Here is a 26,668-nt window from a genome sequence, read left to right as displayed (position 1 = left end):
TTTAAGCTGGTTAATTAAGTTAATAGGCTCATGTCACGCGTTCGCTATGTCTTGATAATTTGTAGTTGTGTTATCGGAACACTGGTGATGAACCTACTGCTTACTCGTCATCAGTCTGTGTCATTGCCAATTGGCCCGCTTAATGAGGTGCAATGTCAAACGGGATCCGGGCTGGTAAATCAACTAAATATACAGTTGTATACGCCCGTACGGGCCAACGAAATTACGCAATTTCTATGTGACTCAACCTTAATTAAGCAACACTACGGCAGTGTAAGACTCTCCTGGCAAGCGAGGGATACCTTGACCCCAATAAACCTGCTGAATCAGGATTTTGATGTCATAATGGGCCGGGAACACAGTCTTAAAGGGCTGGTACCGAGCTTTTCGCAACTCTACTCCCCCATCATCAAGTTTGATGGCTTTTCAGTTTACTGGTTCAGCCGCAAGGCTATTGAATTCTCAGAACTGGAAAAGCTGCGTATTGGTTTGGTAGAAGACCCTCTAAGCCACACCCACTACCTGCTGCCATTGCAAGATCTAAAAGCCCGGTCAAGTAATATAGATGCCCTAGATATACACTACTATGCAGACAATTATTCTTTATACGAAGCATTTGACCGGCGAGAAGTGGACATAATTAGTACTATCGAAATGTTTCGAAAAGGAAGGAACGACGGACTACACAGCGTCAGAATTACCACTGATAACAGCGCCACTTTGTTTGTCACATCCGAACTTTCCAATGCTGTTCGTTGTGAATTATTAACTGCACTAGAGCCTGTAGTTGAGCACTTATCTACTATTTTGAATCTGTCATCGGTACAAACTTCATTAACTGGTTGCAACTAATGCGGTACCCGTCTGTTAAGCAGGTTATCTCGGTATTGATTACTGGTATCGTCCTTTGTGTTACTACCCTTTCATGGTCGAAATGGACGCTCTTGATATCAATTCAGCAACAGTATGCTGCCTCTTATCAATCTCTGGTGCCCAATAAAACATACTCTGGCAATCTGGACGAAGAACCCGTTAACTTTATTGTCAGTAAAATCAGCCATGCTCTTGAGCAAATCAGCCCACAAAGTCGTCTTTCAATTTTAGCGAAGTGCCATGTAACTGATCTGGTAGCAACAGCACCATTTGAAAGTGGCGAACGTTTGCGCAATTTGCTCATATTCCGTCTTGCGCTCGACGACCCTTATCATCATCTAAGTTATATCGGAGAGTTCAGTTGTCGTGTCCACTGGCCGTGGTTAATTGTGAGCCAATTTTCATTATCGCTTTTTTTATTCTTTTTATTGCGTTGGATCCCTGCGCCGCTAAGCAGACAACTCGCCCATCACATCATTCATTGGCAGCAACTGGGGTTAACTGCTGAACAGGCCAGAGAAGCAGCTAACGCCAGCGAACAAACAAGAGAAGTATTCAAAACCCTGATCCTGCACCCATCTCTGGCAGAGTTCGAACGTGATAAGCTGCTAAAATTGATATCCCGCTACGAATTAACCAGTGTAACTGAACGAGAGTCAGTGTGGCTGGGCTTGTTGTATACGCATTTCAACAAGGAAGAACAAGCATTTGTTAATACATTTACGTTACCAGAGCAATTGATCTTTGACGCTAAGAAAAGGTTACTCACTATCAAAGGGATAGAGATTAAGCTAACGGCCACACCTTATTATTACTACCTCTGGTACGCACAAAAGCGTATCCAAACTGATGACGGATGGGTGTTAAATCCGTTAACCAGCAAAGCTGATCATGAGCTCGCAGCAGAATTAATCGCTCTAATGGAACAGTTTGGCGGCCACGGCAAGGCTATTAACGATCTTATACGAAATGGGCTTACAGCGAAGAAGCTAGACCAGAATCGTAATAAAATTAAAGACGAACTCAACTCTGTGTTAGGTGAATCACTGGCCACACCTTTCTTGTTTGAAGGTCAAAGAGAGCAATCTTCATCGCGCTATTTTTACCGAATTCAGGCGCCGAAAGAAAAATTTAAAATACTGTAAGCACAAGAAAAATAAACACTTTTATTTTTAGAGACATCTCGTTTTAGTTTCAGATATCCCTGTCACATCATTGTCATCAAGGTTTTGCAGACTCGCCGCAACTTTTTTATGCGCTGGAGAATTTTATGCAACCACGTTCCTATCTAACCCTGTCGATACTGTCAGCTTTAGGTGTTTTTGTTTCCGCGGCTCACGCTCAACAAACGAGCGAGAATGACAGTCAAGAAATTGAAGAGATTGTCGCATTAGCCTCCCCTATTAAAGACAGCCAAACAGCTGCTATTGAAGCCAAACGCGTGGCATCAAATGTGATGGAAGTTATCGCTGCTGATACTATTGGCCGTTTTCCTGATCAAAACCTAGCTGATTCACTGGGTCGAGTTCCAGGCCTGGCTATTGAGCGGGATCAGGGCCAGGCCCGCTACATAAACTTTCGCGGTATGCCATTTCGCTACACTGCAATCGGCTTTGACGGTATAGACGTGCCCGGCGCTGAAAACGGTCGAATTCCACGATTTGATTCTTTCCCTTCGGTTATAACCCGACGCATCGAGGTCAACAAAGCGGTATTGCCATCAATGACCGGTGAGGCAGTGGCTGGTTACGTGAACATCGAAACCTTCAATCCGTTTGACCGAGAAGGCTTTAGCGCCGACCTCGATGTGGGTATGGGAGAACAGCAATTAGGAGGCGGAGACGTGGAGAAATTTGGCTCGCGCTTGTCATTTTCTAATGACAGTTTTGGCGTTATGGGCTTTTACTCCAAGAATAGCCGAGAACAAGTCACCGACAACCGTGAGTATGATTTAGGTGCCGATGGCGCGGTAAACAGCATTGATATGCGTAGCTATAAATTAACCCGTGAAGATGAAGCATACGGTGGTCGACTTGAGTATCGTTTGGATAATGGTACCCGATTCTTTATTTCCAGTTTGTACTCCGAGTTTACAGATTTGGAGCAGCGTAACCAGTATGTATTTAATTTTGCTACCTCACCTGTAGGGCCGGTGATAGAAAATGCACCTGTGTACATCAACCGTTTGTTACAAGACGGTGAATACAGTAATTCCACGCAAACTATCACTCTGGGTACTGACTTTCTCGTTGCTGGTTGGGATGTTGCATTGCGATACAACCTCACGGAAACCGAATTTTCCACCCAATTACCCATCATTTACCAGTCGGGTTTAGACTTTTTAAATGATTTTGCGGCAGATATTCACTTAGTAGATCTTGACCTCACTAACATTGAAGACCCAATCATCACGTCAGCAACGCCCGTTGACGAAATAGTGTACGGACCGACTTCTACTTACGCCTATAAAATCAATTCGCCGCTGAATGTCGATGCTGACAAAATTAAACTGGACGCCAGCAAAGATTTATCTTTCCTGGGATTGCCTTCAACACTTTCAATTGGTGGCGAATATAACAAGCGCGAAGCAAAAGGTGAAAACCTGGTGGATTTCGATGTGCTCGCTTTTATTCCAGCCTTTGGCGGTGCTGAGCTGGATGTAAATAGCTTTCTAACCGAAGAAAGCTGGGCGTCGAATACTTCTAACAGCATTAACGCAAACTACTGGAACAATGCCGGTTTACGTGCAGCTTGGGAAGCCTCTGGTGCAGAGTTATTCCCTGCTGCCTCTGCAGACGAACGTACGCACATTGAAGAAGATATTACCGCGGCATATGCCATGATGGAATCGCAGTTTAATTGGGGGAGTATTGTTTATGGCCTTCGAATTGAGCAAACGGATTATTCCTCAGTTGGCACCCTGCTCGACAGTGAAACCGGTGAAGAAACGCCGGTAGACTACAGTGATGATTTTACCAATGTACTTCCATCCGTACATCTCAATTACAACATCAATGATAAAGCCATCGCCCGTGTGTCATTTTCAAGTGGCGTCAACAGGCCAACCTACCAGGAGTGGCGAGCTGCGGCGAGCATAAACCCAACCGCAACACCGACTGCCGTTAGTGGCGGAAACCCGTCTCTAAAAGCAGAAGAGTCATATGGCCTGGATGGGACCCTGGAGTACTACTTTGCGCCTGCCAGTATTGCCTCAGCATCTATATTCAGCCGTTTTGTCGATAACGTTATTTATACCGATGTACAAAGTGTCGATGGCGCTATTTATGGTGGGCAACCTGGTGAAACCTGGGAACTTTCTGGCCCGGTAAATGGTTCAGATGGCGAAATTACCGGAATCGAACTCAACCTGATTGCCATGGCCGAAGATTTTGTACCGGCTCTTATGGGCTGGGGTGTCAGCGTTAACGCCACTTTCGTTGACTCAGAATTTACAACCATTCAAGGCGAGACACTGGATTTACCAGGTACCTCAGATCTGATTTATAACGCCTCGGTGTTTTACGAAGATTATGGTTTATCTGCCCGTTTAAATTACCAATACCGTGATGAATGGATCTCGCCCATCGAAGATCCTACTGAATACTGGGGCGAACAAAATCGTCTGGACTTCAACATCCAGTATGTTCTTCCAGAGAACATCACCGGGCCAGTGTCAGCTACCGTGTATTTTAACGCCAACAACCTGACTGATGAGACGGATCTACGCTACGCCGGAAACAACACGGTAAATCAGTCCGAAAGCTACGGTCGCCGTTTCCTGTTTGGCCTGCGCCTGAGTTACTAACCCTTAAAATTACTGACAAAACCAGAGCTGTTATTCGCAGCTCTGCGGAGATTTACTATGAAAAAATTAAGTGTGATGATGTGGGTTGTGGCCGGAGCAGCCACAGTGAGTTTTAACACTTTAGCGTTGGACGCTCAAGTCATGGTTGACCGAGATAGCGGCCATTATGTCTTAAACTGGGACAGTGAAACACCTGTAGCCGTGACTGCTCAGGGTGAACGCAGCGAAAACAGCATTATGATCTCAAACAAACTCAACAACGGCGTAACATCACTGCAGTGGGAGGCGCCAACACAAGACCGTTACACCTTTACATTTAGCGGGCAAAACGGTGAACACACTGTGGTGCGCTCCCGGGTGCTAAACCTCAATGGCGGACGTAACTTTCGCGATCTGGGTGGCTATAAAACCGGCGATGGCCGCCAGGTCAAATGGGGTAAACTCTATCGTTCAGGCGCGTTGCACAATCTCGATAATGCCGACTATGCGATGTTAAAAGAGCTGGACATCAAAACTGTGGTGGACTTTCGAGGCAATAGCGAGCGACAAAATGAGCTGACTCAATGGCAAGCTGGCGACATTAATCATATGACCTGGGACTACCAGATGGAATTTGATACGTCAGTATTCAAGCAAATGTTTGCCGAGGGACGGGCAACCGAGAAAGACATGGAACAGGTAATGGCCGGAATGTACCCGGAATTGCTGAATCAACAAAAAAAGCATTACCAGGCCATGTTTGCCGAATTGGTGGCTGATGACAAACCTTTGTTATTCCACTGCACTGCTGGTAAAGACAGAACCGGTGTAGCCGCAGCATTAATTCTATATGCTTTAGGTGTAGAGAAAGACGTGATCATGCAGGATTACGTGTTGTCTGAGCAAATATTACGGCCAGAAGATTTAATGAACGGGCACGATAAGAATGATGGTGCTCACAAACAGGATGCGACAATGGCAATGCTTGCACAACTACCTAAGGAAGCCATCGGTGCTCTTATGGGGACGCGTGAAAGCTATCTGAACGCGGCATTTGCTGAAATGGAAGCTCAATCCGGTTCCATCGACACCTTTATCAAAGAAGAACTGAACGTAAGTGACGCAGATATTGCTCAGTTAAAAGCGCAATATCTGGAATAAACAGAAGGTGAGCCGGTGCAGCAATGTGCCGGTCTCTCGCCATTTTGCTTTTCTCTGTTGTCATGAAACCAGTTTTTTTCATCAGGATATCAAACCCGTTAAGAGTTGTAGCGTGACTAGCCAATGCGACTGCTAGCTCAATAACGCTGCATACTGAAACAAACACTAACAATTCCGGCCTTACAGTAGCGCCTTTTTGGCCTATGATGAAGCCATGTTTCGCTGCCAATAATACACACGATGACGCTTGATTACGCATACTATACACTGATGTTTACCGCGCTTAGTGTCATGTTGGCGCAGCTATTTTTTAAACCGGTAAGAATCGAGCATATCCTTACCGCCATTTTTAGTGGCTCACTGGTGATGGTGGCGTTGCAAGTATTAACCACTGGCCATGGCAGTGTTTATCAATATGTATTTGCATTGGGCACCTGTGCTACATGCAACCTGGTTTGGCTTATTTCCCGCGCACTTTTTAGAGGTAGTCATAGTATTTCTGCCCAACACTATCTGCTCGCTGCTGCTATTGCGCTGCTGGTTTTTGCTAACCGAAGTGTAGAATTGATGGTGTTTATTGATTGGATAAACGCCGAGAGGGTTGGCTGGTTAAAACGCGCCATAGCGGAGATCACCGGTCTGTTATCCTCTGCTATTCTCGCGCTGTCATTCTGGGAGTCAGTGCGGGGGTTCAGCGCCGCCAACAAGGTTGCACAAAAACAGCGATTACTGTTTGCCACGGCTTTTTTTATAGGCGTGGTAAGTTGTACGGTTGTCGCCGATGGCATATTAAGCAGTGATGCCAGTGAACAAATAAAGCCATGGCTTGTGGTGGGCTCCGCGCTACAAATAACCCTGGCACTCTTTGCCATATTATTGTGGCAGCACAAAATACGGCAGCAACATTCTGTACTTGAAAAACACGCTGAGGTAGAAAGCACCTCACCCTCACCTTTTGTAAAAGAAGATCAACGACTCCTTGAGAAAATTATCTTTCTGATGGAACAAGAGCAGTGCTATTTACAGCACGATTTGAAAACCATAAAAATCGCCAATGCGTTGCAGGTGTCGGAATATAGAGTGAGTCGGGTAATCAGTTCCTACACCTCGGCGGCCAATGTGAATCAGTTTATTAATCATTATCGCATTGAACACGCAAAACACCTGCTAACGGCTAAGCACAGCCAGCACTGGACCATTCTGGTCATTAGCCTGGAATCCGGCTTTGCTTCGCTCGCCCCCTTCAACCGCGCTTTTAAAGCCAGTGAAGGTTGTACACCAAATCAGTACCGTCAAGTACGGCTTAGTGATCAATTGACGTCTAACCAACCCAGTGCCACCAGCTAAATTTTAGTAGCCGATGATCCGTGGCCCCCACATCATCATTGTTGCCGCTACGGTACCAAATAAGGTGATAATAATGGCGAATAATACCGAGATGATGGCGATAAGCCGAGCACTGGCCGCTTTGCTCTGCCGGGCCTTAAAAATGAGTTCCGCTATGACCATGGGGAGCAAATAAGAAGAAAAGGACAAGATAATATCTGCAGGCCCGTCCAAATTTGCGCTGTTTCCCAACGCCCCCTGATTGAGCATAAACCATCCCATCAGTAATAAGCGAAATGTCCACACACCGTTAATTAAAATAAACGCATGTATGGCAAAGCGCTTGTGTTGAGTGAAACGACGTTGCCATGCCGCTTTCCATGCAACGTACACAGCTACGGGAATGAGAAGCCCATTTAGCGTAACACCCAATGCGCCCAAATCACTCAGGCGACTGCCTGTTACCCAAGTAAGATATAGTCCACCTATCGCCCCCAACAAACCAAATGAAAGATACACACGTCCGTTGATCCGATGAAAACGCGGATAGTGTTTTCGAATTCCCGGGAACAACTGAAACGTACCACTTAGACTAATAAGCATGACAGGTATAACATGCAGTAGTAATAAGGCGTTGTTAAGCGTTTCACCGTTTATATAGCCCGTGATCATATAAGCGTAGCGGGATTCACTCAGCTGCCCGGTAAGCATAGGCAACGTGAACTGAACCAAAATATATAAAGCAAATATCCACTGGCCGGTAAGAATAATGCCCACCCAGCACTTTACCAACCAACCCAACACCTTTTCTGATTGCCAGCCCATTGCAGACTGAGTATTTACTGTAGAAGTCATATCTCGAGACATAGTTAGCCCTTCGTTAACAAATAGAGCTTAGAGAATGACAAAAACGGCAGAAATGGCTTATCGAATTACAAAATCGATAACAGAAATATCGATTTACTGAGCAAAAACTATGCTGACATGGTTTTAATGAACCAGTAAGAAAGTGCAAAAAGCATTAACTAATTATCGAAAAACGATAACTTTTTATTGCACAAAGATACTATCGTGTTATTTTACTTGCTAATAACCCACTGATGGTAAGCCAAGTTATGAATAAAATTTCTCTTATTAGCCGTCTTGTTAAAGGGCTGGTTGTTTTTCTGGCCTCACTGCAACTTTTAACCTTTGTGATACTGGCAAGCTCGACTTCCAATACTGATGCTGGAAGCTCGGCAAGCTTTGACAACGGGTTGGGCCATTCTATGGTGGAAGTGTCGTTTGATGGCGCGTGGCACGATCTCGCCGTAGCGCTTGAAAGAAACGATTTAAGTAGTCTTGGGTTATTGGGAATTGTTGAAGCAATACCCTACTTCTTCATTTACTACTTTCTTTATCGTTTATTCTCACTCTATCAACGAGGCAGTATTTTTAGTCAACTTAACATTCGCTGCGTAAAAGCCATTGGCACCACGTTACTGGTGTGGTTATTTGTCAGCGTATTTTATCCGATTGCACTGGTTCTGGTACTGCGACTATTAAACATCTCTGATCAACTCCCGTTTATTTTTATGATTGGGTCAACTGAAATCACTTACCTGATCTCTGGTCTTGTTATCTACGTGATTGCCTGGATCATGCAAGAAGCCCTCACCCTGAAATCAGAGCAGGAGCTGGTGATTTAATGGCCATTATTATCGAGCTTGATGTGATGCTGGCGAAGCGAAAAATGAAACTAAACGATTTAGCCTCAAAGGTAGGTATTACACCGCAAAACTTGTCAGTGCTCAAAAGCGGGCGCGCAAAGGCTGTGCGTTTTTCAACCCTGGAAGCCATTTGTCGCACTCTGGAGTGTCAGCCAGGCGACATCTTATATTTTCAGCCGGACGAATAGCCAGACAATTCACTTTTACCAACAAGAAGGATTTTACTATGGCATTTATATCATTTTGCAGGGCTAAACTTGTCATTCTTATGTGCGCTTGCACAGTACTTAGCGCATGTACCGCACAATTAAAAGAAGCCACCTTTTTGGCGCAAGACAACAATACAGAGACGATAGCTGCGCAAACCTGGCATGAATGGCAAACAGCATTCCCTAAAGCCAAGCTACAAAAACTAGGCTTTGTCGCCTCTGACGGCACTAAATTAAATGGGCTTTATCTCGATAACGCAGATTCAGAGGAACTCATTTTTTTTATTCAGGGTAACGGTATGAAACTATCGAACAGTGGAATAAAGGCCGTTGAACGGCTTTCCCCGTTGGGGAAAGATATTATCATGTTTGATCATCGCGGCCTGGGTACAAGCCAAGGTAGTGCAACCATTGCCGCATTAAAGCGCGACGCGAAAGAGCAACTTATGTTCGTTAAAACAAAGTTCTCACCGCAAAAATTATACTTACACGGGTATTCGCTGGGAAGCTTCATTGCAACGGCCCTGGTTGAAGAGGCCTCTGTGGATGCACTCATTCTTCAAGGTAGTGCAACCAATGTAGACGACTGGATCAGCCATGTTACCCCGTGGTACACAAAACCCTTTTTAACCATTCAGATCGACCCGGCATTTCACGCTGTAGATAACCTGGCAATCCTTTCCCAACACTATACCGGCCCGTTGTTAATCATAGCCGGAGAGAACGACAAACAAGCACCTCCCGCCTTATCAAAACACCTGTTTGATGCCAGTCAATCCCAGCAGAAGGAGCTCATAGTTGTTAAAGATGCAGATCACTCAGGTATGTTTAAAGACAATGCGACAGTGCAATCTTATCAGGCATTTCTTGATGCGATTTAGGATCAGCGCTACGAACTTTAGCGCTGCAGACTAATTAAATTTTTGACTTAATAACAGGCCTGCGCAATCGGCAGCAAGACGATTGCGAAGCCTACAGAGTTTTGTAATTTTAGTTTGCCGGCATAACGTAAACTTCACGGACACACGCCGTTTCTTCACCAATACCGCTGGACGCACCGGTAATTATAATAACTTTTTCGTTCATTCTCGTATTTGACATAAATCCTCCATACTAGAATTAGCTGAACTTTCGCACATTGAGTAGATATGGAATTAACAAATCGACAAATACAAAGACAGACTAAAAACTCCGTCACGCTAATGTCGATTCGCTGCATGTATGTGGAAGGTGCAATTACCAAACCACCGTTTCAAAAAGGTTAACGTGTTGTTTTTTATAGCGTTAAAATTATGGTTATATTTCGACATCATTTACTGGAAGGCAAATCTGCAAGTACTGTGAATGATTTACATAGCGTGAAAAGACTCAATTTTTTAAGGACTTGAGATGGTATTGCTCTGGTGGTTAACCCCAGTGAGCTCTATCTCTATACACAACAATGATGTTATAAATAACATTAATTTACAGTTGCGAGGGATTGCGGTGGAAGTTTTTGTTGGGCTCGTATTCTTCTTGTTCGTGTTTGTTGGCGTTGTCCTGTCTTATGTACACACGGGAAAAATTAGCCGACTGACCAAGGAAGTAGCAGAGCTTAAGAGACAGCAAGCGTGTTCAAAAAAGCAAATGGCGGCGCTAAGAACATCTGTTGCGGTGAAGTCCTCTTCACCTTCTTCACCGCCATCGTCTTCCCCTGTTGTTACTGGAACAAGTGAAAAGTCAGACGCGTTTAACGAAGCTCCCCCTTCAGCCAAGCCTGAGTCCTCGAGCACAGCGTCAAAACCACCAGCGACACCCGGCTCGAAAGCAAAAACGCCGTCTTCTGCGCCCTCACCTTCTGCTTCTGCTGCATCTCCAGAGGCATCAGTCCCTTCGTTTGCCGACTCTCTCTCTGAATTTATTCGCGCAAACGGCCTGTTGTGGTTGGGCGGGCTTATTTTAGCCATCGGTGGTGTTTTCCTTGCCCGGTATGCTATTGAGGCAGGCTTGTTGCCGCCCATTGTGCGCATTATCGCAGGCGGCACTTTTGGGGTGCTACTTATCGCCGCAGCCGAATATCTTGCCAGAAACAAAGAACGGTTTAATATCAATACGCCCTATATCAGTGCCTCCATAGCCAGCGGCGGCGTAGTGACTTGCTATGCCATTGTGCTGGTCGCCTTCGACTTTTATCATTTTCTTTCCCCACAAGTCGCTTTTATTGCGTTAGCTGCGGTAGCCGTTGCTGCAAGCTCACTGGCCTTCAGATTCGGCTCTTTGCTAGCGTGGATAGGCGTCATCGGCGCATATGCAGTACCTGTACTGGTTTCCACAGGCAGTAATAATGTTGCAGCGCTTTTAATTTACACCGCGGTAATATCAACCTCAGCGGTGTGGTTATCCCAAGCAGTGCGACAATCGTGGCTATGGTGGCTGGCGCTGGCGGCGCATTTTGGCTGGTTTGGTGTCTCGCTTACCTTTGCCTCTGGTAGCGATTTCAGCGCCTTATTAATATTTTCCTTATTCAGCATCTATCTGTTTGTACTTAGCGATATCGCAGGATGGAGACTGCTCAACACCATGTCGGCGCCGCTTACCACCGCCCAACTGCTCATGCCCAGAAAAGAACACCTTGGCGTTCTGTTGTCCGTTATTATGCTCGGGCTGAGTGTTTTCTTGTTTGACAGCACCAGCCACATTATCATTAGCAACATCGCTTTAGCAGCAGTGTTGCTCGGCGCGGCTTATCGTTATAGCGCGCTAGATAGCTGGCCGTTCATAGCACTGGCATTCGCCCTTTACTGCTACCTTTTATTCCCCAAAAACCTGCAAGTCGACGAGCTAAGTTTGCTATTCAGTGGAAACTACCTCTTTGTTCAGCTTGCTACGCTTGTTGCATTGGCGTACAGCGTAACGATGATCATCCTGACGCAACGCCCAGCTTTTATGCTGTTACTTATTGTAAGTCCTGTAGCCTTGCTGGGCGTAAGTTATGCGCTTTCTCCGAATGAAGTAACCCCTCACCTTTATCCTGTTTGGGCTGGCGAGCTAAGCCTCGTTGCTATCGTGAGCGTTGTGGCGATTGGTCGCTCCAATGTTTCTGTGAACCGTCTTACTTACGCCTTGTTGGCAAACGCTTGTGTAACTCTCACCCTAACCATGCTTTTAGACGCCGCGGTGCTTACGTTAGCGCTAAGCGTACAAGTGGCAGCCATGAGCTTTTTAAGTAAAAAGTACGAGGTTGTTCTGCCCACATGGCTCTATAAAGTGGCCTTGGTGTGTATTACCAGCCGGCTTACTTTTGCGCCGTGGCTCAGTGATTACACCGGCGAGCAGATCATCGGTATTCACTGGAGTATTGTGGTTTACCCCATTGTACTGGGAATATTCTGGTTTGCCCGAAGGTACAACCCTGTGAGTGAAGTGAAACAGTGGCTTGAGGGCGCAGGCGTGCATATTGTTGCTCTTCTCACCACAACGGAAACAAGCTACTTACTTTTAGGAGAATACCCCAGTATTTCCATGGGATATAAAGCGTCTGCTTTACTGGCATTTAACTGGCTTGTGTTGTCAGGAGTATATCTGTACAGAGCGAAAAACTCCTCCCTTGAGAAATGGTACAACGGTTTTGCCATTGCCCTTGCCTGCGGTGCCTGGATGCTTCATCTTGACATTTCACTGGCAAATAACCCGTTCTTATCTCTTCAACCAACTGGAGATGGCGTTATATTCAACTGGCTGTTAGTACAATGGGCATTCCCTGCCGTCGCCCTGGCCGCACTGGCTATACTCAACCTTGTACCTCAGCGTTTTCACACAGCTTGCTTTTCCCTGGCGGGCGCTTTGTGTTTTCTGTACATCAGCGGATTTATTCGCGGTATTTACCACCCCAACGCCTTGGTATTCAACGCCAATGTGGAACAATCAGAGCTCTACACTTATTCACTGGTGTGGCTGATGATCGCTTCGTTAATGATTTTTGCCAGCCAGTTAAAGCAGTACGCCAATATGGGGCGTGCGGGTTTCATATTGCTGGCTATCGTTCTTTTTAAGGCGTTTCTGGTGGATATGTCGAACCTGGAAGGCTTATATCGGGCTATTTCCTTTATTGGTTTGGGTCTGTCGCTAGTGGGTATCGGCTGGTTATATCAACGGCTGCACAGCGCGCCAGAAGAAGAGCGCTAGAACGAATATCGAATGAACCTATAGATGATACGACCTGACATGGCGTTTTTAAAACGGTGTTAGGCATGAATGGCTGTTTAACCGTCAAATAAAATTAGACCAACTTAAATGCGCCTTTAAATTCAACGTATTCTTCATCAACAGTTCGGCCCAGTGCCGGGTAATCAAACATGTCGACCGTGTAAAGCTGCTTTTCACGTAAGATAAGGCTTTTTGTACACTAACCCTGGTGGCTATATAAAAATAAGCGTTAAAGGCGGAGTTAATAACGAGCCTTGTACAAAAAGTTACGATCCTGAATCATTGGGCTGTGAAACTGCTCGAAACGTGTAGTTGTGTTGGCCATCAGAAAGCGTTAACACGCTTACGCCTTCTTCCTCACCAATAACGAATTCCAAGCTTAACAACCCTGCGCCGATGACAAATAAAGCATTGCTTCCATCCTGATTTACTTTAGTAGCTACCTCTGCTTTCCACACGCCCTGATCTAAAAATACCCTATTATGCTCTTTAATTATTTTTAGTTCTCCGAGGTCGTCGCTGATATAAGTATCTGCGAGGCGGTCATCGATATCTTTAGATGGAGGATAAACAAATTCATTTCTGAACGTTTTGAGATATAGCCGATTCGTTTCAACTGCAACGTCAACCTGACTTTGGGCCAAAGGTTCGGCGTCATACAAAATTTCGATTAACTTTCTTAGAAAGGGCTGTAACAGATTGTAGCCGCTCTCAGAGTTAGTCAACACCACTGCGCCGGTTTGTGCGCCCGGAAGCGCAAAAAAATTAGACTGGTAACCGGCCATACTACCTCCATGCGTTACAACCTCAATACCTCCGATTGTCTCGTTCCACAGGCCCATTCCATAACGTTCTCGTTCACCAGTCTTAACAAAGGGCTCTCTGCGCTTCATAAGTGGTGCTTCAGCAAATAGCCGGGTTCCATCAGGTGCGACGCCACCTGATAACTCATTATAGACGTACTTGATCATATCAGCGGACGTAGACCATGCAGCTCCTGCTGGTCGATAAGGCACTATAAGATGATTAAAGCCATTCGTAATTGACTGTTCGATAATCACAATTTCCTCATTAACGCTGAGTTCATGAGGTGTGGCAACACCAATAGCGTAGGCCTCTTCAAAAGAAAAAGTCGTATTGTGCATGTCGAGGGGGTCGAAGATGAGTTCCTGCATGGCCCTGTCATATGCTTCACCTAGCTTCATTTCAGGGTATAGAATGTGCCCTGCAATATAACCGGCCGCTGCAGCCATCTGATTATTGTATTGGAAGACCTCACCAAACTCACTGGTTGGCGCGGTGTTTGCCAAGTTTTCAAAAGTCACCGAGACAGGAGTATCACCGGTATTTTTAAAAAACCAGGGGTAGTCTTTACGTGGCAGCCCAGTGCAAGCGCAGACAAGATGTTTTATCAGTACGCTTTCTGTGGTTGCTTTATCTCCCAGTTTAAATTGCGGATAATGACTAATGACCTGGTCATCCCAACCTATTTTCCCCAGTTCTACCAACTTGGCCAACAAAAGGGTTGTCATACCTTTAGTGTTCGAGGCAATCATGAATACAGAATCTTCGGTTACTGGTTTTTTGGTGTTAATGTCTTCTACCCCAATACCGCCGCTGTATATAACTTTGCCATTTTGTACCAGGGCGATGCCTGCTCCCGGAATTTTCAGGCTTTCTAACCCTTGTTCAGCAAACTTCAATAACTCGGCAATATCATCTTCAGTTAGCTGCTTCGCCTGACGAGTGGTTAAATCTTCCTGAGCGTAATCTGCTTTCACAAAGCTTTGAATAAACTCATTAAACTCAGCCGAGCGCTTATAAAGTGTGGCGTTACTACCAGTGACAATGACAACTTGCCACTGCCCCTCATTTTGATGAGTTATGGCGAACATTATCTGCTGCTCGTTTGGTGAGGTAATATACTCGATGTTTCGAATACGCTCCCAACCACCATAAATGTCGCCAGGAGAATTAACCCGGATGTCCCGGGAGAATTCCGGGTCGAACATTTTCCATACTCTACGAGCCGCTTCTTCTTCATTTTGCGCGTCATCAATGGTGCCAATAACGATATTCGCATCACCCTCTTTGGCGGTAAATACGGTTAATGACCCTTTTGCGCTCTTGGTCCAGCCTGGTGGAGGAGTAAAAACAAAGACGGGGCTGGGATCTGTTTCAGACCTAAGTTCAGAGGTGGTAGTGTGTCTGGTGTTTTCGGTGCATGCAGTAAGTGCTACTGAGCTTATTAAAAAGGCTAACGCCCATCCTTTGAAGGTTTTCATTATTGCTTTCCCTAGTCGGTAAATATTCCGTTATTAAAATGCAATAACAAAGTAGAACGCCTAACATATAGGCAGATTAAAAATTAATCAATAATTAAATTCCCCGTGATACTCATCACTCGTCAGCATTGGGCAAAAGTACCTTTAAACCTTTATACCATGCCATGAAAGCAACGGTTCCATGGGTTTCTTCCTCAAAATACTGCTGAATCGCCACGTCCTTGGCATCTTGTATGACAGAAATAGCAAATGAAGAACCCCACTGATAGTTTGTCTCTCCTATTTCACCAAGGTGCGAGTTATTTGCAAAAGCAAAATACACGTTGGCATTGAACTCCACTGGTTTAGTTTAACTGCGGTAAGTGCGATTGAGGTGATCGTTATCCCAACGTGCAGTTGGGTCAATAATCAGGTAATCAGTAAAGGAAGAGAGATGTAAAAATCGCAACACACCCACCAAGCGCCATGCCATAGCCACCGGAGGCATTATATGTCTCACTACTGTGAGTGTTAATTTCAGCGGCTGGTATCAGGTTCATAGCGACGTTAACTATTATTAGCAAACAGCCAATGATGAAGATCAAAGCAGCAATGTAAGCAATACATCTGGCTGTGAATAGCAATATGCTCAAATTTTCAGTTTCGATTTTCGAGTATGGCACAAAGTTCATAGAAGTCCTTTCTTGTGATTATGTTAACCCATCGCGAAGATTATAACGCAACAGACACAGATTTGTTTTTTAACACACTGTTAGCAGCCCTACTTGCTTTACACTATCTTCTTAGCATAACTATTTCGGTCTATGTCGACTACCTCTACAGTTAATGAGCCACTGGCCAACTGAATTGATTCCAACTTAGACATAACACTATTGGACAAAAGCAACTTGTCCCGTTCGTTGCGCCCAGAAAGAATGCGCAAAGTTACGTGAATAAAGTCCTCTTTTGTGAGTAATGTCGATCAGTTAAGAAATAATTTAACGATCGGTGGACCGATCTTCTTTACAGTTCAAAATCCGATATCAGTTTCTGGTATCGGATTTTTTTATGCGTTTTGAAAGCGAATTGGCAAATATTTTTAACTCTTCAGGTAAATTTCACACCTTTGAAAAATATGCTGAGCTTCTTTCTCCAGAGCTTATCAGGCAAGGCTTTGAACAAGCAGGTGTCGCTACCATTCGTAAACGAAGACTGCCTTTGGAAACAGTACTCTGGTCGATTGTAGGCATGGCGCTATATCGTCAAAAATCTGTCTGGAATATAGCGACCCAGATGGACATCATGCTGCCGGACAAAAAGGCTTTAGTCGCGCCAAGCGCATTGGTTCAAGCCAGGCAGCGATTGGGTGAAGATGCAGTGCGGGAAGTTTTTCGCGTGATGGCAAAAAATAGCTATGAATCAACGCAATTTGAGAGTTGGGCGGGACTAAATTTGCTTGCTTTGGATGGGGTCGTTTGGTGAACAGCTGATACACCAGAGAATCATAAGGTGTTTGAAACGCAAAGTAACCAGCATAGTGAAAATACCTACCCACAGATCCCCATGGTCTGCCATATGGAAATTACTCGTCACCAACTTATAAATATTGCGTTCGCAGGTTATCGTACTAATGAAATGAAGTTGGCAGAGGAGCCAGTAGAAACGACACCTGACTATTCCTTACCGCTATTCGACAAAGGATACTACTCGCTTGGCTTACTAAATCGTTGGCATCAAGCTGGTGAGCAAAGACACTGGATGAAACCTGCTAGAAAAGATCTTCAATACGACGTAATACGCAGCTTTGGTAAGCAAGACAATAAAAGGAAAAACGTATAGGATGCTTTCATCTATGGTAGACCCATTACGTTTTCCTAGTGACGAAATAATGGAGCTGTACCGGTATCGTTGAGAGATTGAGTTGGGCTATGGCCATAACGCGCGTCTATATTACCGTATCTCTGAGTAGCCCTGGAAATATACCTAAAATATACAATGCTTTACTTACCCAGATGGAATATTGCTTACTTCCGCCGAGACGCGAGGACAGAAGTTACCCAAGGTGGGTTAGGCCAAAACCAAAGAAATATCCAACCAAAAAGAAAAATGCCAATCAGCTTAACTAACTGGTATTACCCTAATATTAGAGCCTATTTTATCGGTATACGACTAACTTAAAGTTGGAAAAATTCTCGTCTGAGGTCTCTGTCGGTATTAAATAAGCCGCCTAATGCAGAAGTTTTTGTGTATGATTTTGTATCTCTAATGCCACGCGCTTTAACGCAGTAATGAGTGGCGTTAATGCTTACCGCCACATCTTTTGTGCCGGTCAATGCCTGCAGTGCAACCATTACTTGCTGAGTTAATCGCTCTTGCACCTGAGGGCGCTGTGCAAAAAAACCGACAAGGCGATTAATTTTACTTAAGCCAATCACGGTTTTATCAGGGATATAAGAAACCGTCGCAGTTCCGTCGATAGTCACAAAGTGATGTTCGCAAGTGCTGGTTAGGCTAATGTCGGTTACTTGAACAGGCTGCTCGATGCTCATCTTATTTTCAATTTGCGTGATCTTCGGAAAGTTATGATAATCAAGCCCTGAAAAGATTTCGTCGACGTACATTTTAGCAATTCGGTTTGGCGTATCCTGTAAACTGTCGTCATTTAAATCAAGCCCTAAAGCCTGCATGACTTCGGTCATGCTCTTTTTAATTTTTTGGCGCTTTTCTTCATCACTTAGGCCGTTACCTACCATAGGGGTCTCGAGCCCAACAGCTAGCAATGCATCTCGAACAACCTCAGCTTGCTCTGACAATGTGGCATTGTTCTTGGCTCCGTGAATAATAATTTTTTCATTGGCTAACATTCGGTTTCCAATTATTTTTTTTAACTTATATAGGCATAAATACTAAGCCGGTACCGACCTGGACTCTGAAGGCATAACTAGGAGGCAACCTCATCGCCGAGAACGCCATCAGTAGAGAAATGACGCCTCATAGGCGCCATTACAATCCGGTTTTTAAAGTTTTAATACGGTCGGTGTAAGGGCTAAAAAGTATTTCAGATGGCTGCTCATTTTAGCCCTTTAATATTGAGCAAAGTCGCTAAAAAAGCTTTTACCGGTATTGCAGTAGCAATACGACACTAACGGTAGATAATAAAAGAGTAACTAAACAAATAGTTATCATTCACTACTGGGTATATGCACTACTATCCCATCGAGGGCATCAGTCACCTTAATCTGACAAGACAACCGGCTATTCGCCGTTACCTCGATAGCGCTTTCCATTACTGCTGTTTCGTCTTCATCAGCTGCCCCGACTTTAGAAATCCAAGTGTCATCAATAATGCAATGACAAGTCGCGCAAGAACAGTTGCCGCCGCAACTAGCGGTAATCTCTTCAATGTCATTGTCGACAGCAGTTTGCATGATGGAATCACCTTCTATTGCCTCCACCACTTTGACACTCTCATCGGCTAAAATAAACGTGATATTAGGCATAGTATTTCTCCATTTGCACCTATCGAAGTTATAACAAACTCTGCATGAAGTTAAGCGATGCATGTGACGTGGTCAAGCAGCTTTTCACGCACATAAACTCTACTTGTATCGAGAGAAAGGAGAGTATTTCGTTATCTCAAAGGCGCTATTACCATTGCCAAAACCATCGATAAGCAACTGTATTAAATGAAGTTTCTTCTTACTAACGCTCTTACATTTTAATTGAGTTTTTTCATATATCTAACTCGCGTTAGCAGGGAAAGCAATGACAAGATCTACGTCAAATGACGTAGTCGAATGAGTAGTCCTACTAGTACTCAAAACTAGTTGCCCACTTCATACTCGTTTTGGATAGATGTAGTGATTAATTGTTAAGCATAGCTGGTTTGTCATGCTTTTTTACTTATCTACACACTTTTTGCATAGGCGCACATTCACTAAATAGTATAAAAGGTCGGATAGTTATGAAGGAAAAAGCTTTTAAAAATAAAAAATTAGCCATAGCAATTAACATTGCTCTTATACCGTTAAGTGGATTATTGACTAGTAACACAGCTGTAGCACAAGAAACAGAAGAGACAGAACTCGAAAGAGTGATGGTCACTGGTTCCAGGATCATTTCGGACAGCGCTACTGATGCAGCCAGTCCTGTGTCTGTTATTGATGGAGACACGCTTAGAACCGCCGGACAATTGGATATTGGGGAATTATTACGAGAGTCCCCCGCACTCAACAACTCGCTGCCGGCAAATTTTTCAGCCATCAATGATGCCGGAACAACGGACTCAGACGTTGGACTTGGTCTGCTTGATCTTCGCGGTCTGGGGACTAACAGAACACTAACACTGGTTAACGGACGACGCCATGTCGCTGGCGGGCAAGGCTCCTCTGCGGTAGACATAAACTCTATTCCAAGCGTGATGATACAACAAGTTGAAACACTGACGGGCGGTGCTTCCTCCGTTTACGGTGCAGACGCGGTTTCAGGTGTAGTCAACTTCATACTTCGTAAGGGTGGAGATTTTGATGGTGTCGAAATAACTGCCCAAACGGGTATGTCAAGCGAGTCAGACGCCAAAGAAGTCTATTTATCTGCCGCGGGCGGATTCGAATTTGATAACGGTCGGGGTGAAATGGTTCTGGCAGTAGAAGGCCAGAAAAATGAACATGTTTTAGAGAAAGACAGAAGCTTTGCCGGACCGTATGTGGGCAATGATATCCAAAATAATCCAACGATCGCTGCTATTACGGGTGTTAACCCAGACGCTTCACGCGCCTATGTTCGACCAACTGGTAATCCCATTTCCAGCCCTTACGGTGTTTTCAATCTTTTATCAATAGATTCTTACTGGGATGCGGTGAGAGCCGGAGTAAACGGCGTCATAGCAGGCACCGGTATCCCACTCATTCCAGGCACTAACATTCCGGTAGCACAGGTTATTGAAACGCCTTATACCGGCATTCCTCGAGCATATGACCCGGGGGTTCCTGCAAACCTCAACCAAAGTTTATATGTTGGGGATGGTCTTGGGTCTACTAATCAGACCATTTTGCCAGAACAGGAACGCTGGTCTGTAAACCTCAATGGTAGTTATGAGCTCAGCGAAAGCGTTACTTTGTTTGTAGAGTCAAAATACGCTTTTTCAAACAATCGACAGATACAAGGCGTTGACTTTAACGATGCTATTCCAATTGCCTACGATAACCCTTACATACCACCTGCCTTGCAAGCCCAAATCACTGAATTACAGGATCTGGGACTTATTGCCCCTAATCCGAATGATGGTAGCTTTTATGGTTTTGGATCAAGCCGGGATTCTGATGATTTAAATGTGTTACCCGAAGACCGTGTAGACCGCGAAACCTTTCGGACAGTGTTCGGTATAAGAGGCGAAATCGATGTTGCTGATGGTATTCAATACGAACTGTCCTATAACTACGGTAAGACAAATGTTGACACCAATAACATTAATATCCGTTTGGAAGATCGTTTCTACGCAGCACTTGACTCAGTGGTTGACCCGGCCACGGGTGATATCGTATGTCGCTCTAACCTCGACCCGACAGCCCTTCCTCCCATCGGCGCAGCTTTTCCTGTACCGGTTTATACTGAAAACGCTTTTAGCGTAAACGGTCGCTTTACTGAATTTGTTAGCTTTACGCCGGGTCCCGACAGCGGATGTGCACCGTTGAATCCTTTTGGACTTAATTCAACGTCACAAGCAAATGCCGATTTTGTTTATGTCGACACACTTGACACCTCAGAACTTGAACAAAAAGTGATTTTTGCTTCACTAGCAGGTTCTACTTCAAGTTTCTTCGAGCTACCTGGTGGCCCGATTGGTTGGGCGACAGGTGCCGAATATCGCGAAGAAGAAAGCGCTTTTGTCGTTTCAGAAATTGAAGGTACGCTCAACACCTGGGACGGTTCTAACGGCAACGCTCCAACTGGATTAGCTGGAGGCTTCGATGTATTTGAATATTTTCTTGAGTTACAAGCGCCCATCTTTACAGATATAGAGGGTATCGAATTACTTGAAGTCACTGGTGCTATTCGTTTTGCCGATTATAGTACAGTGGGCGATAGTACAGCTTGGTCGGTGGGTCTGCGTTACTCTCCAGGTTTTGGTCTGACACTACGAAGCACTGTTGCAGAATCGGTACGTGCTCCCAATATTTCAGAATTGTTTTCACCACAGCAACCTGTTTTTTTTGCTTTCCAGGATGATCCCTGTTCCATTCAAAACATAAACTTGGGGTCGGCAAACCGAGCGAGTAACTGTGCTCAATTCGTTCCTGAAGGATATGACGTGAATGATTACATTACCGCCGGTATTCCAGGTGTAACGGGTGGTAACCCTGAGCTTGATCAGGAAGAAGCCACAACAGTCACTGCTGGTTTTGTTTACGATTCTGAAATCATTGACGGGCTCCGTATTATATTAGATTACTATAACATTGAAATTGAAGGAGCCATTGATGCGCTCTCCCCTGAGCGGGTCGCGGCGGCTTGTGTGGATCTAGATACGACAGCTAATCAGTTCTGCTCTCTCATTACACGAGCGCCTGAAGGTTATATTACATACCACCAATCGGGCCAGGTAAATTTAGGGGCATTTGAAACCTCAGGTGTAGACTTTGCCATAAACTACGATTTTGAAATAGCTGGCGGTTCAATCGCTTTAGGTCTTGCGGGTACTCACCTGTTAGACTTTGATGAATTTCAGGACCCTATCGATAGTACAATCTTTGAAACGCGCGTGGGCGAATTTGGCTTCCCGGAGTGGATTACCAATGTCAATGCGTCGTGGAGTACCGAAGACTTTACGCTAAGCTGGTCAGGTCGCTTCGAAGATAGCCAGTTGTTACCCTCAATCACTAACCAGCAGATTGCAGGTAATCCATTGTTTGTTGATCCTTCTCAAACAGGCAGTTCGTGGGTGCATGACTTAAACTTCAGCTACTACGTCTCCTATAATCTTAATTTCTACGGTGGAATCAATAACGTCTTTGACGAAGAACCTTACTTAGGTAGTTTATCTCGCCCTGCTGGACCAAGAGGTCGATTTGGGTTTATCGGTTTTAAATATTCAATCTAAGCGAATATAGTCAGCAGTATCACTACTACTCGGCTAGGTTATTATAGAGACGTCCTTTTGGGCGTCTCTTTTTTTATTTGTTCATGCGAATAAATGGTTTATTAGATGAGTGATAAATCTGGTTATGGCGCAGTAGTTTTGTTGGGTAGTTGTTAAAGTACAAAGTGATGTAGGGTAAGCGATATCTTTACCGCCCCCAGAACATCACGTCGCACAATTAAAAGGACTACCTTGTCACTTCTCTGGTATAGCAGGTGATAAAGCTGTACTACCGTAATTGATGGTGGCGGGCCTGATCACTGAGCGTCCTCAGGAAGAGGCGGCACACCGGGGAAATCCGGGCTTGCGACAAAGGCTTTGTAACCGGCGGTCATGGCTCGAGAGCACTCCACGGGTGTGCCTTCCAGTGTACCCCGGTTCTTGCACGGGCCTTCCATTACCTCAGGCATATTCTCGCGCACCCACACTGCGGCCTGGCGATAGATGTCCTGATCATTTGAACTGGTCGTGACTTTGACGAGTACACCGTCGTCGAAAGTAAGATGAAAAGTGTCAGTGACGTCAAAACCGGTGCCGAGTGCCTGCACGCGATCGTCCTTAACCTTAACAGGGCAATTTACGATCCCCTCTTCGTCCCGGGCACAGGGGGTGCGCAGCAACACCTCATAGTTGCCGCCCTCCGCCGAACCCTGGTAGTAGAGCAGACGAGGGGCGGACTCTGGTGCCGCTGCCATAATTGGCGCAAGTCGGTCGCGGTCGAAAGAATAGAAAGCGTCTATAAAGGACTCAGCGATCACCAGCTCCGGATCGACGGCTGCCTCAGCAGCGACCTCGGGCGAGGCGCTTTCAGAGCAGGCGCTCAACAAGGCGGTGAAACATACCAAAGAGGTGATCGTGGTTGAGCGATAAAAAGTGTTCATAGGATCTCCGTGTGTAGGGAATAAGTTGGTTCAGTTTAAAAACAATAACGTGTTCCAGATTGGCGTGCTGCCAGGTTGGCTGGGTGACGCCCTGAATGACTTGAAAGGCGTCCACCTTTTTTATTCGACTTCCAGCTCTGCGCCATCCCCTTCTTCATCGTCCTTCGCGCGGCTACAGGTTTCAGGCAAGTAGCGCCCTTTCAAGGCGTCTACTGTGACCTCGTCCGCAACACAGTCCCATTTGATCGTGTCGTCGTCCTGGGCTCGCGCAATAAGTAGGAAGCCAGATTCAATGTCTTTAAATCGACCACCAAATTCTGTCATATCTACCAGAGCCCTGAACGTTCCGGTGCGAAATTTATCGGCAGCAGGTACACCTAGCTCACCTGCCCGGTACTCCATACCGGTAAGAATACCATTCGGAGCGAAAGTGCTCAGGTTGATATCACTTTCTGACTGCGGCATCTCGCCGTGGGTATAGAAGTACTCCTCCACAATTGCTTGCTGTTCGAGCCCCAGTTCCACAGCAGCGGACACTGCCTCATCGATTCTGGCGTTGTGGTAAAAACCAAAGGCGACGGCGACAAGCACCAATACAATTAAGGGGTAGACGACCATTTCAGAGGTTGTGAGTCCACTCTGTCGGTTCCTTATTTGGTTTTCTTTCATCGATGTGATTTCCTTTTTTGCAGATAGTGATTTCCAGTAAGCTCCTGCACTAATGCAGGCGCATATTTTTGTGCAATTATTATGCAAACTTTGCATCCTAGCGCCGTTCTAATTTCTTTCGGGATTCCCATTCAATAAAGGTCTCTTGGGTTGTTTAACTCTCTTCCCCAACCGCTCAGGACTGCACACTACAGAGCAAAGTTCGCAGTCAAGGTCAGGCACGGCAATTGCTTACAAAGTATACAACCACGTATTTGGGCCAATTAGCGCGATGATCTGCTTTAAAGCGCACGTACGTGGTGCAATCTACGGTTTTTTTGTCTCATAAAGGAGCGGGAGAGATATGGAAACTTGGAACAATTTGGTCGACAAGTTTGACCTATTGCTAAGCAGGCTCAAGCTGCAAACTACTGTGAAAATCTTCGGCAGAGAAATTTCGCCGCTTTTGATGGGATTTGCATTGCTCCTTATCTGCATTGGCATCTGGGCTTACCTGGAATTCGAAGGCGATAATAAATTCGTCGGGGCGCTGGTCTCGATCCTATTGGCTTGGGGCGTAGCCCAATTGGGTGCTCTGGGTTTGGGTGACGGTATCGGCGAGAAACCGGGTAGCTCCTCAGTCAATAAGGTCTCTGTATCTGACACTGAGTCCGTATCTACCGAAAAATCCAGTCCAACCGAGCATTCAGTGGACAATAGCGATGCTCAGTTGGACCCCAAGATGCGGTTGGCCATTTTTGCGTTTGCGGGAGTTGTGGTGGCAATAGTTATCATCTATCTGATGCGAAATGTTGACCGTTACGATGATCTGAACATTCGGTTTCGTTATAAAGAGCTGGTAAATATGGCTAAGCCAATCCAGGAAAAGGTAGAGGATGCCCTCTTATCGAAGAGCTTTGTCGATCCGGATTCACTCGATAGCGGCAAGGAAGGGCTTCCTGATGAGGTCCTTGTTTCTAAAGAAACCCATGGCATTTCCGTCATCGATGGCCAGATTATCGCGACATGGATGAACGACGACTCCGACCTGGATGGGGTGACATATATTCTCAACCCAGAGGTCGAGAATGGAGAAGTTGAGTGGACAGTCACTGGCACCTGTCGCAGGAAAAAAGCATGTTAGATTGCTGCAACGCAATTCACGATTAATAGGTTTTTCTTAACCATCAGCCAAAAAGTTCAGGAGCAAGATTAATGACAGATCAACTCATAGACCCTCTTGATACAGTTAACCCTCTTGATACGGTTAACTCTCTCAATACGGCTAACCCGGTTGACTCGGTGAACAGCACATCGTCCGAAACGAGCCCCTCCGGCCATCCAATAGTCCGCACCGAAGAAGGTGTTATAACCGAAGGTAGTAAAGTGAAATGGGACAGGAAGGCAATTCTTTGGGCGCTGCCCCAGCCGGTGCTGGTGCTTGGTTCAATGCTTTTGGCTGCCGCCATTTTAGTAAACGAATGGGGGGGGGAGTACTACCGCGTGTGGACACTGGTTGTTGCAGTCTCTTCCACACCTCTTCTGCTGATAGCCGAGCGTATTTGGGCCAAGAAAAAGTCCTGGCTACTTAAGCCCGACGAAATGTTAGAAGACGTATTTTGGATGGCTTCGGGTGGTCTGCTTTGGGCGCCTCTCATTTCTGACCTGTATCGCACGCCAGTATCTGATGGATTCCAGGCGCTTCGTGATATGTCTCCGCTGCAGATCGAATTTCAACCTACTACCGTCGTCGGGCTGATTGGTGCCGCGCTGTGTATCAGATTCGTGTCCAGCTTCGTTTACTATTGGCTGCACCGGATTCAGCACGAGTCTCTTTTCTTTTGGCGTATGCATGCAACGCATCATCACCTGACCAAAATGAGTGCCATTCGCGGTAACCGTACTCATCCGTTTGAGTATCTTGCTCTTGGCCTAGGCACGCCAGTAGCTCTGGCTTTGATGGGTGCAAGTGATGAAGTATTTATCGTTTCAGCAGCCTTCGGCATGTGGAATGGTAAATTTAACCATGCAAACTTACCGATGGTTTCAATGCCTGTATGGGACTGGTTCTTTGCTACCGCACAGCAACATCATTGTCACCATGCACTCGAGCGCCGTCAGGCAGATTCCAACTATGGTTGTGACATCATTTTCTGGGATCGCCTCTTCGGCACTTATTGTGGCGATGCTGAGGTGGGATCACTTGGCGCAGGTAAAGGTGTTCGCCTTTCTATCAAAGACCAACTCATGCTGGCTCTCTATTCTGACGAACGTCTCAAGAATTTGTAGCTAATCGGGTAAAGCTGTTCCAAGGCAGCCAATTTAATTCATCGACCTGGCTAGGCTGCCTTTACAGGCAGCCAGCTTTTTTTTACGGCGTCGCTTTCTCGTAAAATTACGCATTTTCCGGTCGATGGATTACGCAAAAAATTTTTTTACAGAAATGTTTAACTCTTCAATGAAGTGATTTAACGCAGGATGGCTGGAGGA

The 26,668-nt window shown here is 45.5% G+C and carries 22 protein-coding genes; 14 read left to right on the top strand and 8 right to left on the bottom strand.

The features are described from left to right. Positions 1–84: 84 nt before the first annotated feature. The 5 genes from KO518_RS07310 to KO518_RS07290 all read left to right on the top strand — a co-directional run bounded on the left by KO518_RS07310 (position 85) and on the right by KO518_RS07290 (position 7,165). The gene (locus tag KO518_RS07310) at positions 85–852 is read left to right on the top strand and encodes a hypothetical protein (RefSeq protein ID WP_216025165.1); all 768 of its coding nucleotides are present in this window, start codon (positions 85–87) and stop codon (positions 850–852) included. Continuing rightward, positions 852–2,018, top strand: a complete 1,167-nt coding sequence (locus KO518_RS07305; RefSeq protein ID WP_216025164.1) for a hypothetical protein — start codon at positions 852–854, stop codon at positions 2,016–2,018. Before KO518_RS07310 ends, KO518_RS07305 begins: the two co-directional genes overlap by 1 nt. A 125-nt stretch (positions 2,019–2,143) precedes the next feature. Then, positions 2,144–4,678, top strand: coding sequence for a TonB-dependent receptor (locus KO518_RS07300; RefSeq protein ID WP_216025163.1), 2,535 nt, complete (start codon positions 2,144–2,146; stop codon positions 4,676–4,678). Positions 4,679–4,735: 57 nt separating this feature from the next. Continuing rightward, entirely contained in the window at positions 4,736–5,818 is a 1,083-nt protein-coding gene (locus KO518_RS07295) for a tyrosine-protein phosphatase (protein WP_216025162.1), read from the top strand. Between the two features lie 240 nt (positions 5,819–6,058). Continuing rightward, positions 6,059–7,165, top strand: coding sequence for a helix-turn-helix domain-containing protein (locus KO518_RS07290; RefSeq protein ID WP_216025161.1), 1,107 nt, complete (start codon positions 6,059–6,061; stop codon positions 7,163–7,165). A 3-nt stretch (positions 7,166–7,168) separates the two neighbouring features. Here the strand turns inward: KO518_RS07290 and KO518_RS07285 are convergent, their stop codons facing one another. Further along, on the bottom strand, positions 7,169–8,011 hold the full coding sequence (locus KO518_RS07285) for a DUF2306 domain-containing protein (protein ID WP_252736011.1): 843 nt from the start codon (positions 8,009–8,011) through the stop codon (positions 7,169–7,171). Positions 8,012–8,259: 248 nt separating this feature from the next. Here KO518_RS07285 and KO518_RS07280 point away from each other — a divergent pair, with 248 nt between their 5' ends. The 4 genes from KO518_RS07280 to KO518_RS07265 all read left to right on the top strand — a co-directional run bounded on the left by KO518_RS07280 (position 8,260) and on the right by KO518_RS07265 (position 13,226). Further along, positions 8,260–8,832 (top strand): DUF2975 domain-containing protein, encoded by a 573-nt coding sequence (locus tag KO518_RS07280; protein WP_216025160.1) that lies wholly within the window; start codon positions 8,260–8,262, stop codon positions 8,830–8,832. After that, positions 8,832–9,041: a helix-turn-helix transcriptional regulator gene (locus KO518_RS07275; protein ID WP_216025159.1), complete on the top strand. Its 210-nt coding sequence runs from the start codon at positions 8,832–8,834 to the stop codon at positions 9,039–9,041. Before KO518_RS07280 ends, KO518_RS07275 begins: the two co-directional genes overlap by 1 nt. 38 nt (positions 9,042–9,079) lie before the next feature. Then, on the top strand, positions 9,080–9,943 hold the full coding sequence (locus KO518_RS07270) for an alpha/beta hydrolase (protein ID WP_216025158.1): 864 nt from the start codon (positions 9,080–9,082) through the stop codon (positions 9,941–9,943). Between the two features lie 508 nt (positions 9,944–10,451). Next, positions 10,452–13,226: a DUF2339 domain-containing protein gene (locus KO518_RS07265; protein ID WP_216025157.1), complete on the top strand. Its 2,775-nt coding sequence runs from the start codon at positions 10,452–10,454 to the stop codon at positions 13,224–13,226. Between the two features lie 287 nt (positions 13,227–13,513). Here KO518_RS07265 and KO518_RS07260 read toward each other — a convergent pair whose 3' ends face one another. The 3 genes from KO518_RS07260 to KO518_RS07250 form a co-directional block, all read right to left on the bottom strand. Continuing rightward, positions 13,514–15,532: a serine hydrolase gene (locus KO518_RS07260; protein ID WP_216025156.1), complete on the bottom strand. Its 2,019-nt coding sequence runs from the start codon at positions 15,530–15,532 to the stop codon at positions 13,514–13,516. Between the two features lie 115 nt (positions 15,533–15,647). Further along, positions 15,648–15,854 carry a hypothetical protein gene (locus KO518_RS07255; RefSeq protein WP_216025155.1) on the bottom strand — a complete coding sequence of 69 codons (207 nt, stop codon included), beginning with the start codon at positions 15,852–15,854 and terminating at the stop codon, positions 15,648–15,650. 27 nt (positions 15,855–15,881) lie between these two features. Then, entirely contained in the window at positions 15,882–16,019 is a 138-nt protein-coding gene (locus tag KO518_RS07250; protein ID WP_216025154.1) for a hypothetical protein, read from the bottom strand. 560 nt (positions 16,020–16,579) lie between these two features. Between KO518_RS07250 and KO518_RS19875 the strand changes: the two genes are divergently transcribed. Beyond that, positions 16,580–16,993 carry a transposase domain-containing protein gene (locus tag KO518_RS19875; protein ID WP_252736010.1) on the top strand — a complete coding sequence of 138 codons (414 nt, stop codon included), beginning with the start codon at positions 16,580–16,582 and terminating at the stop codon, positions 16,991–16,993. A 27-nt stretch (positions 16,994–17,020) separates the two neighbouring features. Continuing rightward, complete coding sequence (locus KO518_RS19870) at positions 17,021–17,350, top strand: hypothetical protein (RefSeq protein WP_252736009.1); 330 nt, start codon at positions 17,021–17,023, stop codon at positions 17,348–17,350. 335 nt (positions 17,351–17,685) lie between these two features. Here KO518_RS19870 and folE read toward each other — a convergent pair whose 3' ends face one another. Both folE and KO518_RS07235 read right to left on the bottom strand, forming a co-directional pair. Further along, positions 17,686–18,375 (bottom strand): GTP cyclohydrolase I FolE, encoded by a 690-nt coding sequence (gene folE / locus KO518_RS07240; RefSeq protein WP_216025153.1) that lies wholly within the window; start codon positions 18,373–18,375, stop codon positions 17,686–17,688. Positions 18,376–18,693: 318 nt separating this feature from the next. Continuing rightward, complete coding sequence (locus KO518_RS07235; protein WP_216025152.1) at positions 18,694–19,011, bottom strand: 2Fe-2S iron-sulfur cluster-binding protein; 318 nt, start codon at positions 19,009–19,011, stop codon at positions 18,694–18,696. 539 nt (positions 19,012–19,550) lie between these two features. Here KO518_RS07235 and KO518_RS07230 point away from each other — a divergent pair. Then, a complete protein-coding gene (locus KO518_RS07230; protein ID WP_216025151.1) occupies positions 19,551–22,610 on the top strand; it encodes a TonB-dependent receptor domain-containing protein in 3,060 nt (1,019 codons plus the stop codon). Between the two features lie 296 nt (positions 22,611–22,906). Here KO518_RS07230 and KO518_RS07225 read toward each other — a convergent pair whose 3' ends face one another. Beyond that, entirely contained in the window at positions 22,907–23,407 is a 501-nt protein-coding gene (locus KO518_RS07225) for a hypothetical protein (RefSeq protein WP_216025150.1), read from the bottom strand. Between the two features lie 243 nt (positions 23,408–23,650). Further along, entirely contained in the window at positions 23,651–24,199 is a 549-nt protein-coding gene (locus KO518_RS07220; protein WP_216025149.1) for a pilin, read from the bottom strand. Positions 24,200–24,659: 460 nt separating this feature from the next. Here KO518_RS07220 and KO518_RS07215 point away from each other — a divergent pair, with 460 nt between their 5' ends. Together KO518_RS07215 and KO518_RS07210 are read left to right on the top strand one after the other, a co-directional pair. Next, the gene (locus tag KO518_RS07215; RefSeq protein WP_216025148.1) at positions 24,660–25,322 is read left to right on the top strand and encodes a hypothetical protein; all 663 of its coding nucleotides are present in this window, start codon (positions 24,660–24,662) and stop codon (positions 25,320–25,322) included. A 71-nt stretch (positions 25,323–25,393) separates the two neighbouring features. Next, the gene (locus KO518_RS07210; RefSeq protein WP_216025147.1) at positions 25,394–26,467 is read left to right on the top strand and encodes a sterol desaturase family protein; all 1,074 of its coding nucleotides are present in this window, start codon (positions 25,394–25,396) and stop codon (positions 26,465–26,467) included. The last annotated feature ends 201 nt before the right edge of the window (positions 26,468–26,668 follow it).

This window comes from Aestuariibacter sp. A3R04, assembly GCF_018860805.1.
Classification (GTDB): Bacteria; Pseudomonadota; Gammaproteobacteria; order Enterobacterales; family Alteromonadaceae; genus Alteromonas.
Note: the sequence above shows the minus strand (reverse complement) of the source record. Positions and strands in the feature narration are given on the sequence as shown.